23 protein-coding genes and 2 tRNA genes are annotated in these 23,566 nt (G+C 37.5%); 22 read left to right on the top strand and 3 right to left on the bottom strand.

Annotation, left to right across the window (positions count from 1 at the left end):
- Window positions 1-2: 2 nt before the first annotated feature.
- The 5 genes from IW492_RS08425 to IW492_RS08405 all read left to right on the top strand — a co-directional run bounded on the left by IW492_RS08425 (window position 3) and on the right by IW492_RS08405 (window position 7,225).
- Window positions 3-755 carry a class I SAM-dependent methyltransferase gene (locus IW492_RS08425; protein WP_202067172.1) on the top strand — a complete coding sequence of 251 codons (753 nt, stop codon included), beginning with the start codon at window positions 3-5 and terminating at the stop codon, window positions 753-755.
- Window positions 756-1,366: 611 nt separating this feature from the next.
- Window positions 1,367-1,867, top strand: coding sequence for an RNA polymerase sigma factor (locus IW492_RS08420; RefSeq protein WP_202067171.1), 501 nt, complete (start codon window positions 1,367-1,369; stop codon window positions 1,865-1,867).
- A complete protein-coding gene (locus IW492_RS08415; protein WP_202067170.1) occupies window positions 1,864-2,424 on the top strand; it encodes a hypothetical protein in 561 nt (186 codons plus the stop codon). The genes IW492_RS08420 and IW492_RS08415 overlap by 4 nt, the downstream gene beginning before the upstream one ends.
- Window positions 2,425-2,494: 70 nt before the next feature.
- Complete coding sequence (locus IW492_RS08410) at window positions 2,495-4,867, top strand: transglutaminase domain-containing protein (RefSeq protein WP_202067169.1); 2,373 nt, start codon at window positions 2,495-2,497, stop codon at window positions 4,865-4,867.
- A gap of 1,050 nt (window positions 4,868-5,917) precedes the next feature.
- A complete protein-coding gene (locus IW492_RS08405; RefSeq protein ID WP_202067168.1) occupies window positions 5,918-7,225 on the top strand; it encodes an MFS transporter in 1,308 nt (435 codons plus the stop codon).
- Between the two features lie 1,487 nt (window positions 7,226-8,712).
- Here IW492_RS08405 and IW492_RS08400 read toward each other — a convergent pair.
- Window positions 8,713-9,744, bottom strand: a complete 1,032-nt coding sequence (locus IW492_RS08400) for a lactonase family protein (RefSeq protein ID WP_202067167.1) — start codon at window positions 9,742-9,744, stop codon at window positions 8,713-8,715.
- A 193-nt stretch (window positions 9,745-9,937) separates the two neighbouring features.
- Between IW492_RS08400 and clpX the strand changes: the two genes are divergently transcribed.
- Together clpX and yihA are read left to right on the top strand one after the other, a co-directional pair.
- Complete coding sequence (gene clpX / locus IW492_RS08395) at window positions 9,938-11,188, top strand: ATP-dependent Clp protease ATP-binding subunit ClpX (RefSeq protein WP_202067166.1); 1,251 nt, start codon at window positions 9,938-9,940, stop codon at window positions 11,186-11,188.
- A gap of 220 nt (window positions 11,189-11,408) precedes the next feature.
- Window positions 11,409-11,990: a ribosome biogenesis GTP-binding protein YihA/YsxC gene (gene yihA, locus IW492_RS08390; RefSeq protein WP_202067165.1), complete on the top strand. Its 582-nt coding sequence runs from the start codon at window positions 11,409-11,411 to the stop codon at window positions 11,988-11,990.
- A gap of 51 nt (window positions 11,991-12,041) precedes the next feature.
- Here the strand turns inward: yihA and IW492_RS18365 are convergent, their stop codons facing one another.
- A complete protein-coding gene (locus IW492_RS18365; RefSeq protein ID WP_267491492.1) occupies window positions 12,042-12,176 on the bottom strand; it encodes an SPJ_0845 family protein in 135 nt (44 codons plus the stop codon).
- A gap of 186 nt (window positions 12,177-12,362) precedes the next feature.
- Here IW492_RS18365 and yidD point away from each other — a divergent pair, with 186 nt between their 5' ends.
- The 15 genes from yidD to IW492_RS08315 all read left to right on the top strand — a co-directional run bounded on the left by yidD (window position 12,363) and on the right by IW492_RS08315 (window position 22,596).
- Window positions 12,363-12,647: a membrane protein insertion efficiency factor YidD gene (yidD, locus tag IW492_RS08385; RefSeq protein ID WP_202067164.1), complete on the top strand. Its 285-nt coding sequence runs from the start codon at window positions 12,363-12,365 to the stop codon at window positions 12,645-12,647.
- 19 nt (window positions 12,648-12,666) lie between these two features.
- Window positions 12,667-13,536, top strand: a complete 870-nt coding sequence (locus IW492_RS08380) for an ROK family protein (protein ID WP_202067163.1) — start codon at window positions 12,667-12,669, stop codon at window positions 13,534-13,536.
- A 464-nt stretch (window positions 13,537-14,000) separates the two neighbouring features.
- Complete coding sequence (locus IW492_RS08375; RefSeq protein ID WP_202067162.1) at window positions 14,001-15,170, top strand: ABC transporter substrate-binding protein; 1,170 nt, start codon at window positions 14,001-14,003, stop codon at window positions 15,168-15,170.
- Window positions 15,171-15,365: 195 nt separating this feature from the next.
- Entirely contained in the window at window positions 15,366-16,244 is an 879-nt protein-coding gene (locus tag IW492_RS08370) for a branched-chain amino acid ABC transporter permease (protein WP_202067209.1), read from the top strand.
- A gap of 9 nt (window positions 16,245-16,253) precedes the next feature.
- On the top strand, window positions 16,254-17,222 hold the full coding sequence (locus tag IW492_RS08365; protein ID WP_202067161.1) for a branched-chain amino acid ABC transporter permease: 969 nt from the start codon (window positions 16,254-16,256) through the stop codon (window positions 17,220-17,222).
- On the top strand, window positions 17,203-17,979 hold the full coding sequence (locus IW492_RS08360; protein WP_202067160.1) for an ABC transporter ATP-binding protein: 777 nt from the start codon (window positions 17,203-17,205) through the stop codon (window positions 17,977-17,979). The genes IW492_RS08365 and IW492_RS08360 overlap by 20 nt, the downstream gene beginning before the upstream one ends.
- Window positions 17,979-18,680 carry an ABC transporter ATP-binding protein gene (locus tag IW492_RS08355; protein WP_202067159.1) on the top strand — a complete coding sequence of 234 codons (702 nt, stop codon included), beginning with the start codon at window positions 17,979-17,981 and terminating at the stop codon, window positions 18,678-18,680. Before IW492_RS08360 ends, IW492_RS08355 begins: the two co-directional genes overlap by 1 nt.
- Before the next feature lie 3 nt (window positions 18,681-18,683).
- Entirely contained in the window at window positions 18,684-19,340 is a 657-nt protein-coding gene (locus tag IW492_RS08350; RefSeq protein WP_202067158.1) for a CBS domain-containing protein, read from the top strand.
- Window positions 19,341-19,654: 314 nt separating this feature from the next.
- A complete protein-coding gene (locus IW492_RS08345; protein WP_202067157.1) occupies window positions 19,655-20,233 on the top strand; it encodes a hypothetical protein in 579 nt (192 codons plus the stop codon).
- 34 nt (window positions 20,234-20,267) lie between these two features.
- The gene (locus IW492_RS08340; protein WP_229441640.1) at window positions 20,268-20,915 is read left to right on the top strand and encodes a class D sortase; all 648 of its coding nucleotides are present in this window, start codon (window positions 20,268-20,270) and stop codon (window positions 20,913-20,915) included.
- Between the two features lies 1 nt (window position 20,916).
- Window positions 20,917-21,789, top strand: coding sequence for a hypothetical protein (locus tag IW492_RS08335; protein WP_229444636.1), 873 nt, complete (start codon window positions 20,917-20,919; stop codon window positions 21,787-21,789).
- Between the two features lie 78 nt (window positions 21,790-21,867).
- Complete coding sequence (locus tag IW492_RS08330) at window positions 21,868-22,101, top strand: DUF2969 domain-containing protein (protein ID WP_202067156.1); 234 nt, start codon at window positions 21,868-21,870, stop codon at window positions 22,099-22,101.
- 85 nt (window positions 22,102-22,186) lie between these two features.
- Window positions 22,187-22,267, top strand: a tRNA-Tyr gene (locus tag IW492_RS08325).
- 11 nt (window positions 22,268-22,278) lie between these two features.
- A tRNA-Gln gene (locus IW492_RS08320) sits at window positions 22,279-22,350 on the top strand.
- 93 nt (window positions 22,351-22,443) lie between these two features.
- Window positions 22,444-22,596, top strand: a complete 153-nt coding sequence (locus tag IW492_RS08315; protein ID WP_202067155.1) for a hypothetical protein — start codon at window positions 22,444-22,446, stop codon at window positions 22,594-22,596.
- Window positions 22,597-22,765: 169 nt separating this feature from the next.
- Here the strand turns inward: IW492_RS08315 and IW492_RS08310 are convergent, their stop codons facing one another.
- A complete protein-coding gene (locus IW492_RS08310) occupies window positions 22,766-23,371 on the bottom strand; it encodes a TetR/AcrR family transcriptional regulator (RefSeq protein ID WP_202067154.1) in 606 nt (201 codons plus the stop codon).
- Window positions 23,372-23,566: the final 195 nt, after the last annotated feature.

Here is a 23,566-nt window from a genome sequence, read left to right as displayed (position 1 = left end):
GAATGGCTGGAAAACAGGTAGGTCATACATTTTTGGCTAAACTGGGGAAGAAGCGGCTTCGTCCCGGTGGATTGGAGGCAACACAATGGTTATTGTCTGAAGGAAATTTTTCCAGTGAAAGTAAAGTTCTTGAAGTTGCCTGCAATATGGGAACAACATTGGTGGAGGTTGCGCAGAAATATCATTGTGAAATTATCGGTGTGGACTTGGATAAGAAAGCGCTCGAAAAGGCAAAACAGAACATCCAGAAGGCCGGTCTTCTGGATACAGTCAGCGTTCAATCCGGAAATGCATTAAAACTTCCCTTTGAAGATAATACATTTGATATCGTTATTAATGAAGCCATGCTGACAATGCTGGATAATAGCTCGAAAGCAAAAGCGCTGAAAGAATACTACCGTGTGTTAAAGCCGGGAGGAAAGCTGTTAACACACGATATTAGTTTGTCGGAACCCAATGAGCAGTTGGTGAATGATCTTAGCCGTGCGATAAACATGCGGGTAGCTCCATTAACATTGGACAGCTGGCAAAAGCAGTATGCGAATGCCGGTTTTCGAAAGGTCAAGCATCAGACAGGAGCCATGTCATTAATGAATCCTAGAGGAATGATTCGTGATGAAGGATTTCGCGGAGCGTTCATGCTTATCAAAAACGGCTTGAAAAAAGAGAATAGAGAACAGTTTATGACAATGTTCCGCTATTTTAAAAAGGAACAGAAAAATATGCAGTATATTGCCAACTGTGCAGAAAAATAAGCATAGAATAGAAATCAAACAGTGACTGTAATTGAAGCAATGGTTTTGTTTATCGGTAGTAAAAGGAGTTGCTTTTGTCCCGCCGTTTATTCGGGTTTAGGTATGAAGAGAGTTTGGAACTTTGATTCTGTTCCAAACTCACCTATTATTATGTGTCACAAAATAGTCACATAAATTTCATCATAGAAAAATAACTTTATTCCAAAAAATTCATACTTGATCAGTAATATAGAGTTATACCAAATAAGCAAACCCTAATAAACACTTTTTCATTTTTTAACTCCTTTCCCGCCCTCCCCCAAGGGGCGGGTTCTTTTTTTATTTTCATAAAATATATTCAATTAACCATTTTAAAATGTCGAAACAACAATATTACAATAGAGCCCTGAGTGCAGAAAATGTCTTTTGCATTCAAGGGTTATTTGCCCTCAAACTTTCTCAAAAACTCTATTGAAATAAGTAAATATTGGAAATTCCTTTTTAAAGATTGCAGACAACTGCAAGTCTGAGTCTGGTATAATAAATAATTGTTTGGAGTAATATTTAATAAATTTATACTGGAACCGGGTAACTTTTCTACGGTTAAGGGGTATTTATAGTAAGGAGGAAACATGAGAAAGGAAGAAGGAGAGCTGTTGGGTGCTGAAGAACTGCTTGATGAATATGCGGATATGGTTTATCGTATCGCCTTTGTTCAAATGAAGCAATCCAGCGATGCCGATGATATATTTCAGGAAGTATTTTTGCGTCTGGTAGAACATATACATACACTGAAAAGTAAAGAGCATGCGAAGCACTGGCTGATTCGAGTCACCATTAATTGTTGTAAAAAATATTTTGATACTTCATGGAGTAAAAAAAGAGTGGGAATGGATGAGTATTTGCTGGAACAAAAGACGATTTCTCAGGATGAAAATGTTGAGAATCTTTTAGAGGCATGTCTTTCTTTAGGTGAAGATCAACGAACGGTGATTCATTTGTTTTATTTTGAAGGCTATTCTGTCAGAGAAATCAGCCAGTTGCTGGAGCTGTCGGAATCTGCGGTTAAGACCAGATTATCTCGAGCAAGAGATGCATTGCGATTAAAAATGAAGGGAGATTTTTTTGAATGAAAGACGAATATAAAAAACAGTTGAATCAAATTAAAGCTCCCAAAAGTTTAATCGAGAAGACCAGACTTGAGCTGAGAGAACGTGAAGAACAAAAAAAGCAGGAAGTACCTCCAAAAACAGACATAAAAGAACAACCTGTTTCTTTACCTGTAAAAAGAAAGCTCTCACAATCGGTTCGCTTTGCGATATTGGCAGCTGTTCTTGTTATTATAGCTGGTGCAGGCAGTTATGGGTATTATCAATCCCAGCATTCACTTCGCATAGCATTTGTTGAACAGGAGAGCGATACTTTTTCGATAGACAAAAATTTCGGTCAAATTGGTGGAAGTAAAAATGAAAATATTGAAGTCAGTAAAGGCAGCAGCAGCAAAGTAATTCCGGATTTTCTGAGAGAAACAGAGCCAAATAAGCTTAATGAAATAGATGTTTGGCTGGCAAAGAATGAAGAGAATATTTTTTTTGCCGGCTATCAAAAAGACGGAATCTATTACTTTATTCAGGCAAAGGAAATTTCTGAAACAGAATTTTTAGCGTATATAAAAGACAGACTTGAATAAAAAGTGATTTTACCTGTAACCTTTTTTGAGTTTAAAAGGTATTACTGGTAGAAAGGCGGAAAAGAGGAAGATGAAAAATAAAATTTTTGTGGTGTTGGCGGGAATAACTCTAATATTGGGGGGATGTCAGTGGACAAAGAGGGCAGCTGAAAAAGATGAATCAGCAGGAAACGAAATATCTTCGACTAAGCTTGCTTTAGATATCAAGAATAAATACGATGAAGCCTATATCTATTCTGAAGAAAGACTGATGGTTGAACGTGATGAACCGCTCAAAATAGAAATCGGATTTGACCCTGAAGAATTAGGAATGAAGAATTACACTGAAGTTGTTGAAGTGTTCCAGGATCCGGAGTTGACACAATCGCTGGGTACAGGATTTGAAATGGACGAAGAACGGACACAAATTGAAGTGCTGCCGCCGAAAACAGCGCCCGCTTCTATATCTTCTTCTGATTTGGATAAAAATTCCTATGGCTATGATAGTGCTGAGTACACTTTGTTTGATAAAGGGGAATATGGAGATTGGGGAAACTTACAGCAGTATTATATGATCGTCCGTGTAGATTTGGACACTGGCGAAAAGCTTGAGAAACCAATCGTAACACTCTTTTCAGTAATTCATGAAATTCCCGATTCATTGCGTTTGAAGATGAAAATCAATGAAGAGGGAATGCCGGAATATTCTTGGAATGAAGTGGAAGATGCAGAATATTACTATATTTTGGATCTCGATTATACTGAGAAAAATGGGTATCGATGGAGCGGTTCTGTCAGAGCGCAGACAGAAGAGACGACCTGGACGCCTGAGAATGTTGCCTATTTACGAACGTATTCAGTTTCTGAGTACGAACGTCGGAAAGATTACAACATTGAAAAATATGGTGAAGGGGATGAACCGATTTATAAGGATCAGACATACCAAAGTAATTATGCTGTGATTGCTGTATCTAAAGACGGAACATCAGCAATCAGTAATGCGATGGATATTGCTTCGATGGCGGAACGTATACCTTCCAATGAAGAAATTGATCTGAGTAATGAAGAAGAAGGTAAATTAAGAGCGGATTCTTATAGTCAGCTGCCTTCTTATCGCTGGGTGACCATGTGCGACGGCTCTCTTGTTCAGAAGCTCGTTACTTATGAAGTATCTAAGGCGAAAGTTGCAACAGAGTCTATTTACTCGTATGAAAAAGAAGATATGTCCGATATGACTGCCGAAAAAGTAGAGGTAGTGGTGATTCCCTATACAATAGATGGAACTGGTTTTTCAGGGAAAGCAAGAGTGGAAACCTTTAAGCAAAAAACGCTAGAGGATGATTTGTCTGCTTTGGAAACTCGGCAGAACTTGTTGCGCAGTCGGGCAGGAACAACTGAAATGGAAGTTGTTCCTGAAGCTGAAGCAGAGACAGAGGATGAAAAAGAATCATCTGACAGTATTCAGGAAACAACCGATAAAATCACTGCAAACAGTGCACTTAGTGAGTACCTGGCGATTCATATGATTTCCGGCAAGACAACGATTGATCTAAAAGATTTTCCCGAAGCACGAGATCAGACTTATTTGGCGGATGCCTGGATGGAAGCAATTTATCAAAACCCATTAATTTTGGGTGCTGAAGGGGCCTCAATTTCAGATGACGGCATGAAAATAATGATTCGTTATAATATGGATACTTCTGCAATGAAGAAGCAGCAAAAAGAATTAAGAGCTGAAGTAAAAAAAGTTGTTAAAGAGATCATTACGGATAAAATGAGTGATCTTGAAAAAGAGTATGCAATCAATCAGTATCTTTGTGAAATTGCTGAATATGACAATGCTGCTTTGAAAAATGCGGAAGAAAATGATTTTGTGACAGTTGATGAAGCGTTTAACGATTCATTTACGCCTTATGGAGTTTTGATTAATAAAGTTGGCGTTTGTGCCAGCTATGCCAGTGCTTTTAAGCTTCTGGCAGATGAAGCCGGGCTTGAAACGATTGTTGTTACTGGTTATCTGGATGGAGATCTTCCACATGCCTGGAACAAGGTCAAAGTAAATGGGGAATGGAATGTTCTGGACAGTACCAATAATGATAATGAATTACTGAATAATGTCTTGCTCAATGTTTCCGGAAAAGCATCAAAGCGAGTATTGGTGGAAGACAGCCTTTATGTCCTTGATAAAAACCTTTTAGATTATGAAATTACGGAAGATGTAGCCGATAAAGAATTTTATCATGTAGAAGAGAAATTTTTTGATGAGGATAAAATTTCTGATAAGCTAGTTGATTCTTTGGAAAAAGAAGGTCTGGCAGTTTTACGTACATCCTATGATTTGGATGATCAGCGATTCGCGGTGATTGCAGAGAAGGTACTCAGTAAAACCAAGAATGAAGAACTGCAGGGCTTTTACTGGATGGGTGTTATTTACATGGATGATGGGAGTCACTCCTTTGAATAATTCTTTATCTATATAAAAAAGGATACAAATAGAAAAATAAAAAAGGTAATGGTTGAAAAGGAACGTTGAATGGTCAAAATCTTGAAAGAGTGAACAGTTTCTGGACAGCTGTCAGCTTTTAAGTTTTGAATATTTTTGAGACAAAAATGAAGGTGACGGAGACTGTTGTTGGTCTGACTCACGCTTTCTTAAGCAGGGGATACTTTAAAAAGGGAAATCCTTTTCCTGCTGATCTCAAAACAGGATTGAAAATTAGGCAGATGAGAGCTGTTTTTCCATAATTGATTTTTTGTGGGAGTAGAAAATCAGTTTGATGGAGAAGCTGCTTCTCTGTCTAAAAAATTTTAAAAGAACTATCCCTCTAACTAAAAAAGCTGTACAGACATTTAGGTTTGTACGGCTTTTTAGTAGATTAAAAAGTTGGTTGTATCTTAATAGGATTGAATTGTTCCGCTTGTCGAAGATCAGAGTGGAAATAATCCAATATTAGTTTTTTTCTTGTCTCTCCCAATACAATAAGGTACGATTAAAGAGGAACAGAATTCGAGGAAAGGGGCCGGCTCTCATGTTATATAAAAAAGCAGGAATTCACTCAATAAGAATGAGAATAACCTAAGTCTCTTCTGATTTTGGAAAACATTCCGATATCAGAAGATTCTTTCGAAGCATAGGGGTATTGAAAAAAGTGATTTTTCAAACTTTCTTTTTGCTTCTCAAGCAGGAGCACGATTGGACTGTGACATAAGTATATCTGAGATCCTAAAACCGAATAAACGGTGTTCCAGAAGCTGTCTCTTCGGAAATAAGTCGAACGATACTGAAAATATGAGTAGCTCCAGGGAGGTATCAATTCACAGCTAGTCATTTTATAACTAGTGTTCCTTGACAATTTTCGTATATTCCGACTTATTGTCATAAATCACTACGATTGACTCGTCAGAGTAGATGATGCATGATACCTACCGGGTTCTTGAGACAGAACACTTCTGTCACAACCTCGATTGCGTTCTATCACTATTTCATGAAAGAATAAATATTAGGAGTGTTTTTATGACTGAGAATATTATGATTCCTCCTCACTGGAGAAAAAATATCTATCTATTTCTTACTGGACAATTTTTATCTGGAATAACCAGCATGATTGTTCAGTATTCAATTATCTGGTATCTGACGAAAGCGACCGGATCGGCAACCATCCTCAGCTTTGCGACATTAGTGGGCATGATTCCAATGGTTTTGTTAAGTCCGTTTGTTGGACCTTTTGTCGATCGGTTGAATAAAAAAACTATTTTAATCGTTACAGATGTTATTGTTGCGATTTTCGCACTGATTTTAGCAGTTTCAGGAACTCTTGCTGATGAGTTTCCTCTTTGGCTGGTTTTCGTTTCGTTATTTATGCGTGCTGTAGCTCAAACATTCCAGATGCCGATCATTCAGTCGATTTTACCGACCATGGTTCCTGAAGAAGAGCTGACAAAAGTAAATGGTCAGCTGGGCATGGTTCAATCTGCCAATTTTATCATTGCGCCGGCTCTGGGAGCCTTTCTTTTCACCATTATGCCGATGAATTTGTTGATTATGCTGGATGTACTGGGCGCATTTTTGGGCGTAGGGCTGTTAATTTTTGTAACTATTCCAAGAATTGTTTCTGAAGGGGAAAAAATACATCTTTTGGAAGATACGAAGTTTGGTCTAAAAAAACTGATGGAAAACAAAGGTCTTTGGTACATCACTATTATTGGTGCTGTATTTATGCTGATTTTCATGCCGGCAGCCAGTCTTTATCCCTTGATGACGATGAATTACTTTGGAGGAACAGTAGGGCAGGCTGGTTTGGTTGAAGTCATCTATGCAGTAGGAATGTTGGCAGGCGGTGCAGTTATAGGTGTTTTTGGAAACTGGAAAGATCGAATGAAGCCTATATTTTTTGCGTATTTTGTGATTGGACTGACGATTGGTGCCAGCGGCTTGCTTCCTGGGACGAATAGAGGATTCATGCTCTTCATCATTTTGAATGCAATCGCCGGTTTCGCAACGCCTTATTTCAATACATTGCTGATGACAATGATCCAGCAAAGCTACGAACCTAAATATCTTGGTCGAGTATTAGGTGTATTGAATTCACTGATGAGTATTACCGGTCCTGTAGGTTTAATTATGGCAGGACCGCTGGCAGATAATATAGGAGTAGAAAAAATGTTTTTAATTGCAGGAATTGGTACACTACTTTGCGGTATTCTTAATTACCTCATTCCTGCTGCGCGGAATTATGATAAAGAGCTGCAAAAACGTTTGAAGAAAAGACATAATAAAGAGGAGATAGCAGAAGAAAATCTCTTAGGCAGAATAGATGAATAATTGTCTGATGTAAGCGACACTAAACTGTTAGAGAATAAAACTAATACAGAATAATTGGTTAAAAGCAGATTAAAGAAGAGCAGAAGAGAATTAGCGTACTGCTTTTAAACAATGAATAGACTTATTCTATATGTCACGATGCCTGATTGGAAAGAAGTCATCCTCTGATAAAAAAGAAACTGTTTTTACAGTGAAACTTGAAAGAGCCTTATAAAGTTTCCTGTAGCTTGAACAGTTTCTTTTTTGATTTATTTTGGAAAGGGAATTAAAATAGAAAAATTTGGAAATAATATCAGTAAAAGAAAAACTAAAAAATAACACACACCGAATAGGTAGTAATTCTTTTAAGGTAGAAAATTAGTTGAAAAGCACTGTTTATAAAAGTGGGGCTTTTGTACCGCCATTTATTCGGGGGTAGATACAAAGAGAGTTTGAATCTCAATGAACAAATCTCAGAGCATGGATTAGCGGTTTTGTGAACGTATGGGATACAGGTTATTAATATCATCTGTTCCTCTCCTTCGGTAATTCTCAATGATTCAACTGTCGTTGGCTTGATCACTTCAATTCCTCATATCTTGTAGGAAAGCTTCTGAATCTAAAATCGACAGAATAAAAATATCTCCTGCTTCCAGTTCCGATAAATTGGTTAAAAATGTATTGTTTAGCAGTCCTCTATGAACTGAAATCAAAGAATATAGTGCATACATGATTAATTCTTATCAATTGGTGGTGCATGGATATCGTGTACTTTAGATAGAAGAAACAGCTAATGAAATCAGATAGGTCGAAACTACTTCTAGAAACAATCAGATTATTATCTTGGCTATTACAGAATTTTCCAATTTATCTTACTTCATTCTTTTTATATAAAGTCATTAAAAAAAGAATGAGTGTGTCATGAAAAAGAAGAATAGCAGAAAAGAGGGGATGGAAGAATATTCGCGTTCTCTCAAGTTGTCTTTGGGGGATTGAATATAAGCGGATTTTAGAGAAGAAATTGTCTGAAAACCAGTATACTCAAGATATTTCGGAAGTAATGTTTCCCAGGTACGATAATAGCAGTTATTACTGAACAACTCCTGATAAATGACTGATCAAAGGTGCTCCTTTACGTCTGATTTTACCATTTTACGAGTATGCAAAAGAAGATGAACGGTTTTTGGAAGCATTGGTTGCATTGGAAGGAATCATGGAAACTAGGGAGATTGCGGTCATTCGTCAAAGCAAAAATTATCTATCTGTAAAAAGGAACAGCTAAGCAGGCTTGCAACAGAACGTTAACAGAAGATTTTTCAACATTCAAGCAGAAGGTAAACTGAAAAAAGTATCCGTTCAAAAGACAAAAATGTTATTAAGCAATTAAAAATCGGCAAAAAAAGATGAGCCTTCACAATGTATCGATCGTCAAAAAGCTGCTATATTTGACCAACCTTTTGGAACGATTAGGATACATATATTGAAATTGCTCATCTTTTAGTTATTTTCTATTTAAAGTAGACACAAACACATTCCGGTGCATAGATATCTTTTTGAATTACCGTCAGCAGACCGTTTTCTTTGTCTCTGCGATAAAGTGTTAAATTATCTGTATTCTGATTGGCAGCAACAACAAATTCTTCAGAGCTGTTCAAAGCAAAATCTCTTGGGAAATCTCCTTCTGTCGAAATCAGTTGAATGAGTTCAACTTCATTTCCGCTCTCGTTGACTGCAAAAACAGCGATTGAATTATGCCCTCTGTTTGAAGCGTAAAGGAAGCGTCCATCTTTTGAAATACGAATGGCAGCACCGCCGTTAAAATCAGTGAAATCTTCAGGCAGTGTAGATAATTTCTGTGTTTGGCTGAATGTTCCATCAGCTGCATTATATGCTAATACAGTTACAGTATTGTCTAATTCGCCAAATAAATACGCAAACTGATTATTTGGATGGAAGACTAAATGACGCGGACCTGTTCCAGGTTCTGCAACATATTGAGCAACCTCTGTCAATTTGCCATCATCATCCACATCATAAGTGTACACACGATCTGTTCCTAAATCACAGACAACAAGTCGTTGATCTGGTGTTAAATCTGTATAATGAACATGGGCATTGTTTTGGTTCTTATGTGGACCAGTTTCCTCGTCGTGAGTAACTATGTCTGCCAGTTCCAGTGATCCGTCAGCCAGTATACGATGAGTATAAACCATGCCTCGGTGATAATTGGCACCATAAAGCAGCTGGCGGTTCTCATCAACGGCAACATAGCAGTGAGGGGCTCCTTTTTCTGTTACTGCATTAATCAGTTTAAAGCTCTTTTCTCCATCTTTTTCGAATGCAGCTGCACCGCCTTCCTCACCCAATTCGATTACTGAATACAAGTTTCCTTTCTTGCTCATGGTTACATAAGTCGGACCATTTCCTTCAGCTGCCAGTTCAACCTCTAAAAGCTGTCCTTTATCTGTATCTAATAGAATTTCATGAATTCCCTTACTAGCTCTTCGAGTGTATGTACCTAGTAAAATTTTTTCCAACATGCATTATGCCCTCCATTTATTAAGTTTTATAAGTTAAACGCTACATCCCATAGTATAACATAAAGAAGATTTATTTAAGAATATCTTTATTCTAAAAACTGCTGCTGCAAAATTCGCATTTTTGTCTTATTTGTGATATGATTCCCTAAGACTGTTCTCTCAGTTACTTTTTATTTTTTAAGGAGGAACATACGTGTACGACAACACAAATAATAATGGACCTGTTCGTTGTTCTTTCTGTGGTAAAACACAGGAGGAAGTAAAGAAAATTGTTGCAGGACCGGGTGTCTATATCTGTAATGAATGTATAGATCTGTGCAAAGAGATTATTGATGAAGAATTTTATGATGAAGCTGTACGTGAATTGACTGATGTTCCTAAGCCTCAGGAGATTTTAGATATTTTAGATCAATATGTCATTGGTCAGGAGCAGGCAAAACGTTCTCTTTCAGTGGCCGTTTATAATCACTATAAACGTGTGAACCATACTGAGAATAATACTTCAGACGATGTTGAGCTACAAAAAAGCAATATTTGCCTAATTGGACCAACGGGTTCCGGTAAAACTTTTCTCGCTCAGACTTTGGCAAGAACATTAAATGTACCATTTGCGATTGCTGATGCAACCAGCTTAACAGAAGCAGGGTATGTAGGAGAAGATGTGGAGAACATTCTGTTGAAACTTCTGCAGGCAGCAGATTATAATGTGGAGCGTGCTGAAAAAGGGATTATCTATATTGATGAAATTGATAAGATTGCCCGTAAAAGCGAAAATGTTTCTATTACAAGAGATGTTTCCGGTGAAGGTGTGCAGCAGGCACTGTTAAAAATTTTGGAAGGGACAGTTGCTAGCGTTCCTCCTCAAGGTGGAAGAAAGCACCCTCATCAGGAGTTTATTCAGATTGATACTACCAATATTTTGTTTATTGTCGGTGGAGCATTTGATGGTATTGAAGGTATCGTTAAAAACCGTCTGGGTGACAAGACTATTGGTTTCGGAACAAACAACAGCAAGCTTTCAGAAGATGAAAGTATTATGCAGCAGATTATCCCGGAAGACCTGCTTAAATTTGGTCTGATTCCTGAATTTATTGGTCGGTTGCCGGTTACTGCTGCTTTGGAAAAACTTACGGTTAATGATCTTGTTCGTATTCTAACTGAACCGAAGAATGCTTTGGTGAAACAGTATCAAAAACTGTTGGCCTTGGACAATACGGAGCTGGAATTCGAGGATGATGCATTACGTGGAATTGCCAAGCAGGCAATTGAGCGGAATACAGGAGCGCGCGGATTAAGATCTATTATTGAAGGAATAATGCTGGATGTCATGTTTGATATCCCATCTGATGAAACAATCAAAAAAGTAATTATTACTGAATTGGCTGTTGAAGGAAAAGGAAAACCAGCGATCATTTACAATAAAAAGGATCAAAAGGCCGGTTAAACAATCGGATTAAAATTGCTTCAGTGAATCATTAATATGCAATTCTAAAGCTGGGAGGAAATATCTGATGGAAGGTATGAATCTCAGCTTTTTTCTATGAATTGAAGCAGTTCGAAAGCTGTCCTGCAGCTCATAACACAGATTAATGAAGTATGGAAGCAGAATAAACTGCATTTTTCTAGAGAAAAATGAAATCATTAATACGAATAAGGAGCTCACCATGAATGTACATAACGCTGAAATTGTAATTAGTGCAGTGTCACCTGCACAATATCCGGATACACAGCTGCCGGAAATAGCATTGGCCGGACGATCCAATGTTGGAAAATCATCATTTATCAATACGTTGATTAATAGAAAAAATCTGGCTAGAACCTCAGGAAAACCTGGGAAGACACAGACACTGAATTTTTATTTGATTGAAGATGCGTTGCATTTTGTCGATGTTCCCGGCTATGGCTATGCAAAAGTGTCAAAAACGGAACGGGCTAAATGGGGGAAAATGATTGAGACATACATGACACAAAGAGAGCAGTTGAAAGCGGTTGTTTCATTGGTGGATTTACGTCATGCCCCTTCTCAGGAAGATGTTCAAATGTATGAGTTCCTAAAATATTATGATATCCCTGTAATAATTGTTGCAACAAAAGCAGATAAAATACCACGAAGCAAATGGAATAAACACGAAAGTATGGTTAAAAAAACATTGAATTTTGATCCGTCTGATGATTTTATCCTCTTTTCTTCAGAAACAAAACAAGGGAAACAGGAAGCCTGGAAAGCAATCGAGCAATATTTATAATCTGATTTGCTTGAGTGAATCAAAAAACAGAACAACAACCAGATTTTCTGATTATTGTTCTGTTTCTTTTTGGTCTTCCTTTTTCTCAGCAAGTTCTTCTTGCGGCTTTTCCTTTTTCTTAGGATCAACAGCGAAAGATTCAAATAATCTATCTAAATCATCCACTCGTTCAAATTTTAAACCCATGTTTATTCCTCCATTCACTATGTCATAGTTTAGCACGATTTCGGGTGTTTGAATAGTCCTCGGTACAAGGGGAGGATAAATTTTTAGATTACTTAAACTTATTAATCTATGCAATGATTGAGGACTTGCATAAGTGTGGGAAAAGCGATATAGTTTTTGCGAGCGGGGAAGAAGGGGGAGTAAAAGATGTTTGGAAAAATGATCATTTCTGTCGTTGGTTTCTATCAACGATTTATTTCCCCGGCTTTGGGACCTAGATGCCGCTACCATCCTACTTGTTCAGAATACATGGTGGATGCTGTTCATACACATGGCGGAATCAAGGGCGGTGTTATGGGGATAGCACGAATTTTACGCTGTCACCCATTTGTAAAAGGCGGAATTGATTATGTTCCATTAAAATTCAGTCTGCGTAGAAATCCTGACGAAGAATATCATGGTCCCTATAATTACAGAAGACACAAAAAATAAAGATAGAGGGTGGAGAACAATGGCAATCTTGGCATTTGATTTGGGCGGTTCAGCAGTGAAATATGGTGTGTGGGAGAAGAATGAACTTCATGAAACTGGGAGTTTTGTCACACCTAAAACGTGGAAAGAGATGAAAGCATCCCTTTCCAAAGTGATCAAAGCTGCAACGTACTCTATTGAAGGAATTGGAATGAGTGCTCCGGGAGCTGTTGATGAAGAAAAACGACAAATTCTTGGGATTTCCGCTATTCCCTATATTCATCATTTTGACATTTATGATGAGCTGGAAGAGCTTTTTCAATTACCTGTAACGATCGAGAATGATGCTAATTGTGCGGGTATTGCTGAAATCGCTGAGGGGGCTGCCAAAGGTAAAAAGGAAGTTGCTTTCGTTGTAATCGGTACAGGTATTGGCGGAGCTGTTTTTCATGATGGCAGAATCGTTAAAGGCGCTCATTTATATGGAGGCGAGTTTGGTCTGATGTATTTGAATAACGGAAAGACCTTCAGCTCTCTGGGAACTGCAGTTCAAATGGCTTGGCGTTATTGCGACAGAAAGGGCCTTGACCGTGAAACAGTTTCTGGCAAGGAAGTGTTTCAACTAGCTGAACAGGGAGACGATGTGGCAGCAGAAGAAGTAGAAAATTTCTATGAATATCTGACACAGGGACTTTTCAGTATTCAATTTTCATTAGATCCGGAAATAATTGTTTTAGGCGGCGGGATTTCAGCGAAAGAAGGGCTGCTGGACGAGATCAATGGAAGAATGAAGAAAAAACTGGAACATTTTGAGTTGAAGGATTTTGTTCCGGAAATAGTCATCTGTGATTATCGAAATGATGCAAATTTAGTTGGTGCAGCAGCAAATTTTTTGGAAAAACAAAAATAAAAATAAGAATAGGGGCGTGGAATAAAATCCTGCGCCTTTATTTTTTTAATAAAGAAAGAGTAACCCCATGTTTCAAAAGAATCATTCAAAATGATTTTTCTTGCATTGACTTGTAGCTCCTAATTATTTTTTTTGAGCTGATTCGAAAAAAATGCTTAATCAGGATGACTTTTTTCCTAATTGAACAAAGAAATCAGATAATCCAATGCTTTTTGAAGTAGGGAAAACCAAGAAGCAATCATTTTTCATCCCGCTATTATATGCCTGATTTTTCTTCCAAAATATGCATATAATATTTAAAAAAAGCAAGTTATTTTCTGCTCAGATTTTTCCATAGTTCCTTTAATAATTTGAATTATAGAAATTTTCTGAAAATTCGTTGACAAGAATCTTCTTTTTTATTATATTTGTATACATACTCTTTAATAATTATTATTTGCAGAGTGAAACGAGGGGGTAATCGGATGAAAAAATTTAGTTATTTATTTGCCAGCCTATTTTTACTGGCAGCATGCGGACCAGCTGCAACAAGCGGCGGGGGAGACTCAGCCGGAAATACATCAGACGGTGATACAATTAAAATCGGGATGAACATGGAACTTTCCGGGGGAGTATCTGCTTACGGAAATGCCGAAAAAGAAGGCATTGAATTAGCAGTCGAAGAGATTAATGAAGCCGGCGGAGTACTAGGTAAGAAATTAGAATTAGTTTCAAAGGACAACAAATCAGAAAATAGTGAAGCGGCATCGGTTGCTTCTAATCTGACAAATGAAGACAAAGTCGTTGCAGTAGTTGGACCAGCAACATCAGGAGCGGTGAAAGCGACTATTCCAAATATGACAAAAGCGGGTGTACCGTTGATTACACCTTCAGGAACAGATGATAGTATTACAACTGCCAATGATACAGTGCAGGAATATGTATTCAGATCTTGTTTCCAGGATACATTCCAGGGGGTTATTTTAGCTAATTTTGCTCAAGATAATCTTGAAGCTGATAAAGTCGTGATTCTTGGAGATAAATCAAGTGATTATGCAATTGGCTTGGCTGATTCATTCAAAGATACTTATAAAGGCGAAATCGTGAGGGAAGAAAATTTTACTGCCGGAGATAAAGATTTTCAGGCATTATTGACTAAAATTAAAGCCCTTGATTATGATGTAATTTATGTTCCCGGCTACTATACTGAAGCTGGTTTGATTATCAAACAAGCTAGAGAAATGGGGATTAATAAACCAATTATTGGTGCAGATGGATTTGGCGACGAAAAACTGGTTGAAATTGCAGGAAGTCAGAACGTAAGTAATGTCTATTATACGGGTCACTTCTCTGAAAATGCACCGGCAACAGATAAAGTTACACCATTTGTTGAAGCATTTAAAGAAAAATACGGCAAACAACCTTCAGCATTTAATGCTCTTGCTTACGATTCAGTATACATGCTGAAGCAGGCAATGGAAGATCAGGATTCAGCGGACTCTGCAAGTATTACTAAAGGATTGTCTGAATTGAAAGATTTTGAAGGCGTAACTGGAATTATGACAATGGATAAAAACCATAACCCGGAAAAATCTGCGGTTGTACTTGGACTGACTGATGGAAAAGAAACATCGGCAGAGCCTGTTAATCCTTAATAATTTTAGAATGATGGGGACTGGGATTTGTTTGTATCCCAGTCTCTAAATATATTCTGAATTGAATAAACAACAGAATGAAGCTGAATTAATAAGAACAGTTTTGCTGGAGGAATTGACTCTTCATACTGTTCATAAAAAACAACTGCTTCTTTTGTTACTGAAAAACCAAAAACTGGATGTGATTAAATGGCAATAGAAATGCTGATTCAACAGCTGATAAACGGACTGTTTCTTGGCAGTATATATGCATTGTTGGCTTTAGGCTATACAATGGTTTACGGTATTATAAAATTAATTAATTTTGCCCATGGAGAAGTTTATATGCTGGGTGCATTTATGGGATATTTTTTTATTAACAGCTTTAATCTTGGATTTTTTCCGGCACTGATTCTATCAATGATCTGTGCAGCTGTGATTGGTGTAATCATTGAGTTTTTAGCTTATCGTCCTTTAAGGAAATCAACCAGAATCGCCGCATTAATTACTGCGATCGGTGTATCTTTCCTGCTTCAGAATGTGATGATTCAAATGGTTAAATCGGATCCTCGTGCTTTTCCTCAGGCAATTAAACTGGAAACATACAAAATCGGATTTATTGAAGTTTCCAATATTCAGCTGATTATCTTATTTACGTCTCTGTTCCTAATGATTTTGCTGCAGGTGATTGTTAAAAAGAGTAAGATGGGGAAAGCTATGCGTGCAGTGAGTGTAGATTCTGATGCTGCTCAGCTGATGGGGATCAATGTTAATCGAACCATTTCATTTACCTTTGCTTTGGGTTCTGCTCTGGCAGCTGCAGCTGGTATGCTGATCGGGCTGTACTACAATTCCATTGATCCGATGATGGGGGTTGTTCCCGGACTGAAATCATTTGTAGCAGCAGTTGTCGGTGGAATTGGTATTATTCCCGGCGCGGCAATCGGCGGTTTTGTTATCGGCTTGCTGGAAACAGCGGCAGTGGCTTTTGGCTTCTCCGATTATAAAGATGCTGTTGTATATGCCTTACTGATAGTTATTTTGCTGATTCGTCCTGCAGGTATATTAGGGAAAAATATTAAAGAGAAAGTGTAGGCGATATGTATGAAGAAAAATATGAAATATATCCTAATCTGGTCGCTGATTGCTTTAGCTGTTTATGGTGCAATTTATGCAGCTTATGTTCTTGGTGCGGTAAATCTGTATTTAGAAAATACGCTTATCACCATTGGAATGAATATAATTTTAGCTTTGGGATTAAATTTGATTATCGGGTTTTCCGGACAGTTTTCATTGGGACATGCCGGCTTTATGGCAATCGGTGCATATGCAACGGCAATTATGTCTGTAAAAAATCCTACTTTAGCCGGCTTTTTCACAGGTTTGCTTTTAGGTATCCTCCTTTCAGGGATAGTTGCGGTTGTGGTTGGTATTCCTACACTGCGATTGAAAGGAGATTATCTGGCTATTGCGACATTAGGTGTATCGGAAATTATTCGGATTGTCATTATTAATATGAGAGATATTACAAATGGACCGGCTGGAATTTTCGGTATTCCGCCATTCGTTAACTGGTCTATGGTTTTTGGTTTTGTTGTGGTAACTATTTTGATTGTTGTCAATTATATTCACAGCGGTTCCGGAAGAGCTACAATGGCTATTCGCGAAGATGAAATTGCTGCAGAATCAATGGGAGTTAATACAACAAAATATAAAGTTATTGCTTTCGTAGTTGGAGCGATGACTGCCAGTGTTGCCGGAGGAATTTATGCAAGTTATATCCAAACAATTGCACCAAAAGATTTTGGGTTTATGAAATCCATAGATATTCTGATTATCGTGGTATTTGGTGGAATTGGAAGTGTGACTGGAACCGTTATTGCTGCAATAGCATTAGGGGTTATGAATATGTATCTGCAAAACTTTGGGGAACTGCGTATGATTATTTATGCACTGGCGTTAATTATTATTATGATTTTCAAACCGGGCGGCTTATTGGGTACGTGGGAATTTTCAGTAAAACGCTTATTTAATAAAAAGGGGGACGATTCAAATGCCTCTATTGGAAGTTAAAAATCTGACTAAAAACTTTGGCGGTTTGGCGGCTGTTTCTGATGTAAATCTTTCTTTGGAAACCAACGAATTAATTGGACTTATTGGTCCGAATGGTGCCGGCAAAACAACGCTGTTCAATTTGCTAACAGGGGTTTATGAGCCAAGTGAAGGAACCGTTGAATTGTCTCTGCTGGGGAAAAAGCATATACTAAATGGGATGAAACCTTATAAAATTGCAGATATGGGACTTAGCAGAACTTTTCAGAATATTCGCCTGTTCAAAGAACTGACTGTGATGGATAATGTATTGATTGCAATGAACAGTAAAAATAAAGAAGGCATTTTTTCCAGTATTTTGCGCCTGCCGATGTTTTATAAAAAGGAAGAAGAGCTGGAGAAAAAAGTCAGAGAACTGCTTATGATTTTTGGACTGGAAAGGAAAGCAGATCATCTAGCTAAAAACCTTCCTTATGGAGAACAGCGCAGATTGGAAATCGTTCGTGCTTTAGCGACAAATCCGCAGGTTCTATTTCTGGATGAGCCGGCTGCTGGAATGAATCCACAGGAGACAGCTGAACTGACAGAACTGATTAGAAAAATACAAAAAGAGTTTCAAATTACAATTTTGCTGATTGAACATGATATGAGTCTGGTGATGGAAGTGTGTCAGAGGATTTATGTTCTTGAGTATGGACGGGTCATTGCTGAAGGAGAACCGGAAGAAATTCGGAATAACCCTCAGGTAATAGAAGCTTATCTTGGAGGTGAGCTGTAATGCTGTCGATTGAAAATTTATCTGTTCATTATGGTATGATTCAAGCAGTAAGAGAAGTCAGCTTTAATGTGGAGCAGGGAGAGATCGTTTCTCTGATTGGTGCAAACGGCGCTGGAAAAACGACAATTCTTCGAACGATTTCAGGACTGACCCGCTCATCAGGCGGGAAAATTCTTTTTGAAGGAAACGAGATACAAAAAATGGTACCGCAGAAAATTGTCGCCTCTGGATTATGTCAGGTGCCGGAAGGAAGACATGTATTTCCTGGATTGACTGTGCAGGAAAATCTTGAAATGGGTGCGTTTTTACGTAAATCAAATGAGTTTAAAAAAGAGTATGACATGATTTTCGATCGCTTCCCAATTTTGAAAGAAAGAAGAAATCAGGATGCAGCTACACTTTCAGGAGGCGAACAGCAGATGTTGGCAATGGGACGTGCTCTAATGTCAAAACCGAAACTGCTGCTGCTGGATGAACCATCAATGGGACTTGCACCGATTTTTATTCAGGAAATTTTTAACATCATTCAGGAAATCAATAAGCAGGGAACTACTGTTTTACTGATTGAACAAAATGCTAAAATGGCACTGTCAATCGCTGATCGAGGGTATGTACTTGAAACCGGAAAGATTGTTTTAAGTGGAACTGGGAAAGAACTGATTGATGATGAAGAAGTGAAAAAAGCATATTTAGGAGGCTAATTAATGAGTATAAGAGATTTTATGACGAAAAATCTGATCGTTGTACAGCCTGATGTGAAAATTTTTGATGCTGTAGATTTGATGAAGAAAAACGATATTCACCGACTGCCGGTTGTTAAGAATGAACGATTGGTGGGACTGCTGACAGAAGGAACGATTCAGTCGGCAATGCCCTCTCAGGCAACCAGCCTGAGCGTGTATGAGGTAAACTATCTTTTAAACAAAACAACAGTTGCTGATATTATGATTAAAGATGTTCTGACTGTTGATCCTGATGCTTTACTTGAAGATGGTATTTATCAAATGAGAGTCAACAATATAGGTGTATTGCCTGTTGTTGATAAAAATAATGATTTGGTTGGTATTATTACAAACAATGATATTTTTGATGCTTTCCTAAAAATAACAGGTTATAATGATGGGGGAACAAGAATTCAGATTCGTATTCCTGAGGATCATAAAGGAATTCTTGCACGAATGACAGAACTTCTTGCGGAAAATGATTTCAGTATTATGACGGTAGTAGTAAATCGTAAAGAGCTGGAGACGATTATTGAAATGCAGGTAGAAAGTCGGGAAACTGAGAAAATTCAACGCATTTTAACAGATGCCGGATACGATGTTTTTGAAGTAGCCCTTGTTACCAAAAAGAATGTCTAGAATATTTTTCTAATTGAAGTCTTTGAAAAGCATTGACTAATAAATATCCATATGATAACTTTAATTTAGAATTTCATTAATTGTAGTGAGTAAACGCATTATCGAATGAAGAGAAATTTCCATTTCAGACCTTACCAGGGCTTTGGAAATTTCACTTTTTTCTTAAAAAACATTCGGATATCAGTAAATAGTCTTTTTTTGTGTAAGGGGAGAATATGTTACTCACCCCGTTGTTTGTTGGTATAATTAATTCTGGCTAACTGCAAAGTTTGCCGGTAATTTTTTATAAATAATTAAAGATAGGAGGAGATTACATGAAAAAAATCTTGGGATTATTAGTTGTAGTTTTTGTTGCTCTAGGCTTGGCTATGCCAGCTTCAGCAGATGGCGCGATTGCAGCCAATGAGCAAAAAATCCTAAACGAGTTGAATGCAGGTGCAACGATTGGCGGAAAGAAATTCTACTTTGAAGCAGCAGAAATTAATGCTGCTGAGAATCATTTGAAACGTGTAGCATTAACGGATGCACAGGTTGAAGAAGTTCTTACAAACATTCGTGCAGCTGTTGCTTTAGTTGGAGCTCAAAATGTAGATACAACAAATGCAACAACTCTGGGAGATGCATTACGCTTGTTGCCGACAAGTGTACTTGATCAGCTGAAGAACTATGTTATTGCTGCTGGTAATGCAGTAGGTGTGAAAATCACTTTCGGCAGCGGAGGTTCTTATACCGCTGTTACTGTAACAGATGCTGCTGGAAATCCAGTATACAGCTCTGGCAGTGCGGTTAAAAACACTGGAAACAGCTATGTTCTTAGCGGAATCACTTTTGGTTCTTTACTGGCAGCTGCTGCAGGTGCGGCATTTGTAAGTAGAAAACGTAAACTTGCGTAAAAAAACGTTCAAAAGGGTGGGGGCATATTTTTATGTGCCCTTTCTCTTTATGATTTTTGGCTATCTTATCATTTATATTATCGGTGCACCTGTCATTAATTTTGCTTCATCAGCTGTTGAGTTGATTTTATTAAGCGATGCTCCGGATTTTGAAAGTGAAAAAAATAATCTTTTTGCTGAAGCTGAGCAGACTGAAAAAGAACAGTCTATTAATTCTGAAGGAAAATTAGCCTCATCGACATTGATTTATCCGGATGGAGGAGATCAGTTCGGCAAGGTGATTATTGATAAAGTTGGAATTAATGAACCTTTATTTTATGGAGATAGCGAAGATATTTTAAGCCTGGGTGCTGGTCAATATATTGGGAGTATGATCCCGGGAGATATTGGGACAACATTGATTGGTGGGCATAACGCGCCTTCTTTTGGTAAGATTTACTATTTGGAGCCGGGTGATTCAATTTCCATCAGTACACATTATGGAGATTATACTTATCAGGTTACAGAAAAGAAGATTGCACACTATACAGACCCGGTTATTAAAGAAAGACTTGGAGATAAAACAAAGCATTCTCTGATTTTATATACTTGTTACCCGCTGGATGCCATAGGGTTAACGCCGGAACGGGTGTTTGTTTTTGCAGACTATGTTTCGGGACCGTTAATAGATGGGGATGTCTAAAATGAGGAGCGAAGTAGAAATGCAACACTCAACACCATTAAGTAAAACGATTGCAAGACAATTTCTGGCTTTTCTTTCAATGGTATTTTTATTTGGTTTTCTGATTCTGCTAAGTCTGTACCTCACACTTTTTAGTGGAAAATATTTGGAAAGGCAAGCGGAGAAATCAGATTATTACACCAATTTATCTGAAGAAATTAATAAGCAGATAGAAAATACCGCATTAGGCAGTAATATTCCGGCCGGAGTTTTAGAAATAGCGGTAACAGAAGCTTTTGTAAAGGAAGATGTAAAGTCTTATCTCACTGCAATGTATAACAGAGGAAAAGATTTTGAACTAAAAAATCAGAAAAATGTCCATAATTCTGTAACTGAGAAAATCAAGAGATATGCAGCGGATAAGGGTATAGATGTTACTAAGGATACGGAAAATTCAATCCTTCTTTTGGCTGATCGCTCTGTTGAAATATATGATGGGTATATTGAGCTGCCTTTTCTGGTTTCTTTTACAAATCGAATGATTGGTTATAAATCAAAGCTTTTATTATTCATGATTGTTTGCGGTATTCTTTGGGCAATCTTAAGTGCTGTTCTTTTCAGCTCATTAAGAGGATATTTTCACCGACTGGTGAGATTTTGGGGCTATATTTTTACAGGCGGCGGTTTGATGATGATCGTTCTGCCGGCATTTTTCCTGCTGACAGGCGTATTGAAGCGTCTGGGAATACAATCTAAAGCAATGTATGGATTTGTACAAACTTATTTAGCCAGCTTTCTTCAAATGTTTATTGTAATGGGGATTATATCCGTTGCCATCGGCGTATTCTTTGCCCTTTTCAGTGAATTTCAAAGAAAACGAATGCTTAGGCAATAAGTGTAAAAGTGTCTATTTGAAAAGAAATAGATGCTTTTTTTTCTGATTATGGTATGATTTATTTCGGGAGGGATAAGAATGTCAAAAAAGAATAAAGATATAGAGGTAAGAATTGAGGAAGAAAAACAAACGCTTGCCGGCGTACAGATAACTGTAACAAAGTTATTAATCGGAAAGAAAGAAATCGGACGGATTATTCCAAAAGATGAAAAGCGTTTTACGATTGAAATGAATGGCGGTACACAGGCAACAGTTAAGACAGTTGATGAAGGAATTGAGAGCATTATTCGTCAATGGAATCTTGCGGAATAAATGCTGAAAAAAAATTATAAATAACACTTGCATTTACAGATGAAATTATGTATTATGAATAAGTCAGGTTTTTAAGAAACCTTTTGGAGGAGTAGCGAAGTGGCTAAACGCGACGGACTGTAAATCCGTTCCTTAGGGTTCAGTGGTTCGAATCCACTCTCCTCCATTTTTTATTTTTGGGGTATAGCCAAGCGGTAAGGCAACGGACTTTGACTCCGTCACTCGTTGGTTCGAATCCAGCTACCCCAGTCTTTGGAGCTGCTCATAATTCTTGAGCAGCTCTGTTTTTTATTCTATAATGAAAGTGTATAAGTTGATGAACAGGTAAAGGAGAGTAAACAGATGAATCTTAAAGAAAAAATTACAGATACAGCTGAAAGATTGTATGATTTAAGCAAACAAAAAAAGTATCAGATAAAAGCTGGTTTTCCCGGTAAAATAACTTCGGACAGAAAAACAGCCCATAACAAAAAATGGCGGGCTAAAAACAGATAAGAACCATTAATTCTTCTGATACAACAAAAGAAGCAAGTACCTTCACCTGATCCGCAGGAAGGAGGCTTGCTTCTTTTGTTTGATATAAGTAGAAGAGAATTGTAATTTTATACTGAAGTCATTACAGAACTTCAACCAACTTTTTTTCAAAGAACAGCAATCTAACCTCTTACTTCTCAATCTCTATCCCTAAAACGGTCAGATGTCCATTGCCAACTAATTTAATCACCAAACGTGCCAGATGGTTTGGCGTCATATCTGTTTCACTGCTGACCCACCAGTGAAGTGTTCCTACAAATATGGATGTCATATATTCAATGATGAAATCAACAGGAACTTCAATATCATTTTCGGTGATTTTTAACTGTGAAAAAATACAGGAATATTTTTCATAGAGAATATCAGCCAGCTTTCTTCTCAACACTTCATTAGAGCTGCCATCCATAATTGTCAGAAAGAAATTCTTATTTTTATGAATATTGTTATAAATTCTTGTTAACAGCAATTCAATTTTTTTTACTTCCAATTTGTTCTGTTGAATAGTGGTATCTGCATCAAGAACGGAGGTAAACGCCTGAACAGCAAAATCAAAAATCTGCTCGTAAAGATCCTGCTTATCTTTAAAGTGTGCATAAAAGGTGGCTCTGTTAATCATTGCCCGGTCGGCAATTTCCTGAATCGTGATTGCATCCAAGCTTTTCTCTTCAACTAAATGAAAAAAAGCTTCAATAATCATCTTGTGAGTTCTCATTACTCGAAGATCTTTTTTTTTCATTGCAAAAATTCCTTTCAAAAAGACAACATTACATCCAACTTTGTTGTTTATCTCACAAAAACCAACATTTTGCTTATTGCAAAAAAAAGCAATCATTTCTAAAATAGACATAAGTATTATATCAGACAACACGTAAGTTAATCAACAAACTGTTGCTTATTGTGATTTTTTTCTCTTGGAAGGAGTGGTTGCATG

The sequence above is a fragment of the Enterococcus sp. BWB1-3 genome (assembly GCF_016745275.1).
In the GTDB taxonomy this organism is placed as follows: Bacteria; Bacillota; Bacilli; order Lactobacillales; family Enterococcaceae; genus Enterococcus_L.
The sequence above is the reverse complement of the archived record's forward strand: the minus strand, read 5'-3'. Positions and strand labels throughout refer to the sequence as shown.

Excerpts from the sequence above, each read along its gene's own strand:
- IW492_RS08345 (WP_202067157.1), top strand. The coding sequence starts at position 19,655 with ATGAAAAAAATCTTGGGATTATTAGTTGTAGTTTTTGTTGCTCTAGGC.
- IW492_RS18365 (WP_267491492.1), bottom strand. The coding sequence starts at position 12,176 with ATGGGTTTAAAATTTGAACGAGTGGATGATTTAGATAGATTATTTGAA.
- yidD (WP_202067164.1), top strand. The coding sequence starts at position 12,363 with ATGTTTGGAAAAATGATCATTTCTGTCGTTGGTTTCTATCAACGATTT.
- IW492_RS08405 (WP_202067168.1), top strand. The coding sequence starts at position 5,918 with ATGACTGAGAATATTATGATTCCTCCTCACTGGAGAAAAAATATCTAT.
- IW492_RS08380 (WP_202067163.1), top strand. The coding sequence starts at position 12,667 with ATGGCAATCTTGGCATTTGATTTGGGCGGTTCAGCAGTGAAATATGGT.
- IW492_RS08365 (WP_202067161.1), top strand. The coding sequence starts at position 16,254 with ATGAAGAAAAATATGAAATATATCCTAATCTGGTCGCTGATTGCTTTA.
- IW492_RS08355 (WP_202067159.1), top strand. The coding sequence starts at position 17,979 with ATGCTGTCGATTGAAAATTTATCTGTTCATTATGGTATGATTCAAGCA.
- IW492_RS08330 (WP_202067156.1), top strand. The coding sequence starts at position 21,868 with ATGTCAAAAAAGAATAAAGATATAGAGGTAAGAATTGAGGAAGAAAAA.
- IW492_RS08400 (WP_202067167.1), bottom strand. The coding sequence starts at position 9,744 with ATGTTGGAAAAAATTTTACTAGGTACATACACTCGAAGAGCTAGTAAG.
- IW492_RS08360 (WP_202067160.1), top strand. The coding sequence starts at position 17,203 with ATGCCTCTATTGGAAGTTAAAAATCTGACTAAAAACTTTGGCGGTTTG.
- IW492_RS08315 (WP_202067155.1), top strand. The coding sequence starts at position 22,444 with ATGAATCTTAAAGAAAAAATTACAGATACAGCTGAAAGATTGTATGAT.
- IW492_RS08310 (WP_202067154.1), bottom strand. The coding sequence starts at position 23,371 with ATGAAAAAAAAAGATCTTCGAGTAATGAGAACTCACAAGATGATTATT.
- IW492_RS08335 (WP_229444636.1), top strand. The coding sequence starts at position 20,917 with ATGAGGAGCGAAGTAGAAATGCAACACTCAACACCATTAAGTAAAACG.
- IW492_RS08375 (WP_202067162.1), top strand. The coding sequence starts at position 14,001 with ATGAAAAAATTTAGTTATTTATTTGCCAGCCTATTTTTACTGGCAGCA.
- IW492_RS08415 (WP_202067170.1), top strand. The coding sequence starts at position 1,864 with ATGAAAGACGAATATAAAAAACAGTTGAATCAAATTAAAGCTCCCAAA.
- IW492_RS08410 (WP_202067169.1), top strand. The coding sequence starts at position 2,495 with ATGAAAAATAAAATTTTTGTGGTGTTGGCGGGAATAACTCTAATATTG.
- IW492_RS08425 (WP_202067172.1), top strand. The coding sequence starts at position 3 with ATGGCTGGAAAACAGGTAGGTCATACATTTTTGGCTAAACTGGGGAAG.
- yihA (WP_202067165.1), top strand. The coding sequence starts at position 11,409 with ATGAATGTACATAACGCTGAAATTGTAATTAGTGCAGTGTCACCTGCA.
- IW492_RS08420 (WP_202067171.1), top strand. The coding sequence starts at position 1,367 with ATGAGAAAGGAAGAAGGAGAGCTGTTGGGTGCTGAAGAACTGCTTGAT.
- IW492_RS08350 (WP_202067158.1), top strand. The coding sequence starts at position 18,684 with ATGAGTATAAGAGATTTTATGACGAAAAATCTGATCGTTGTACAGCCT.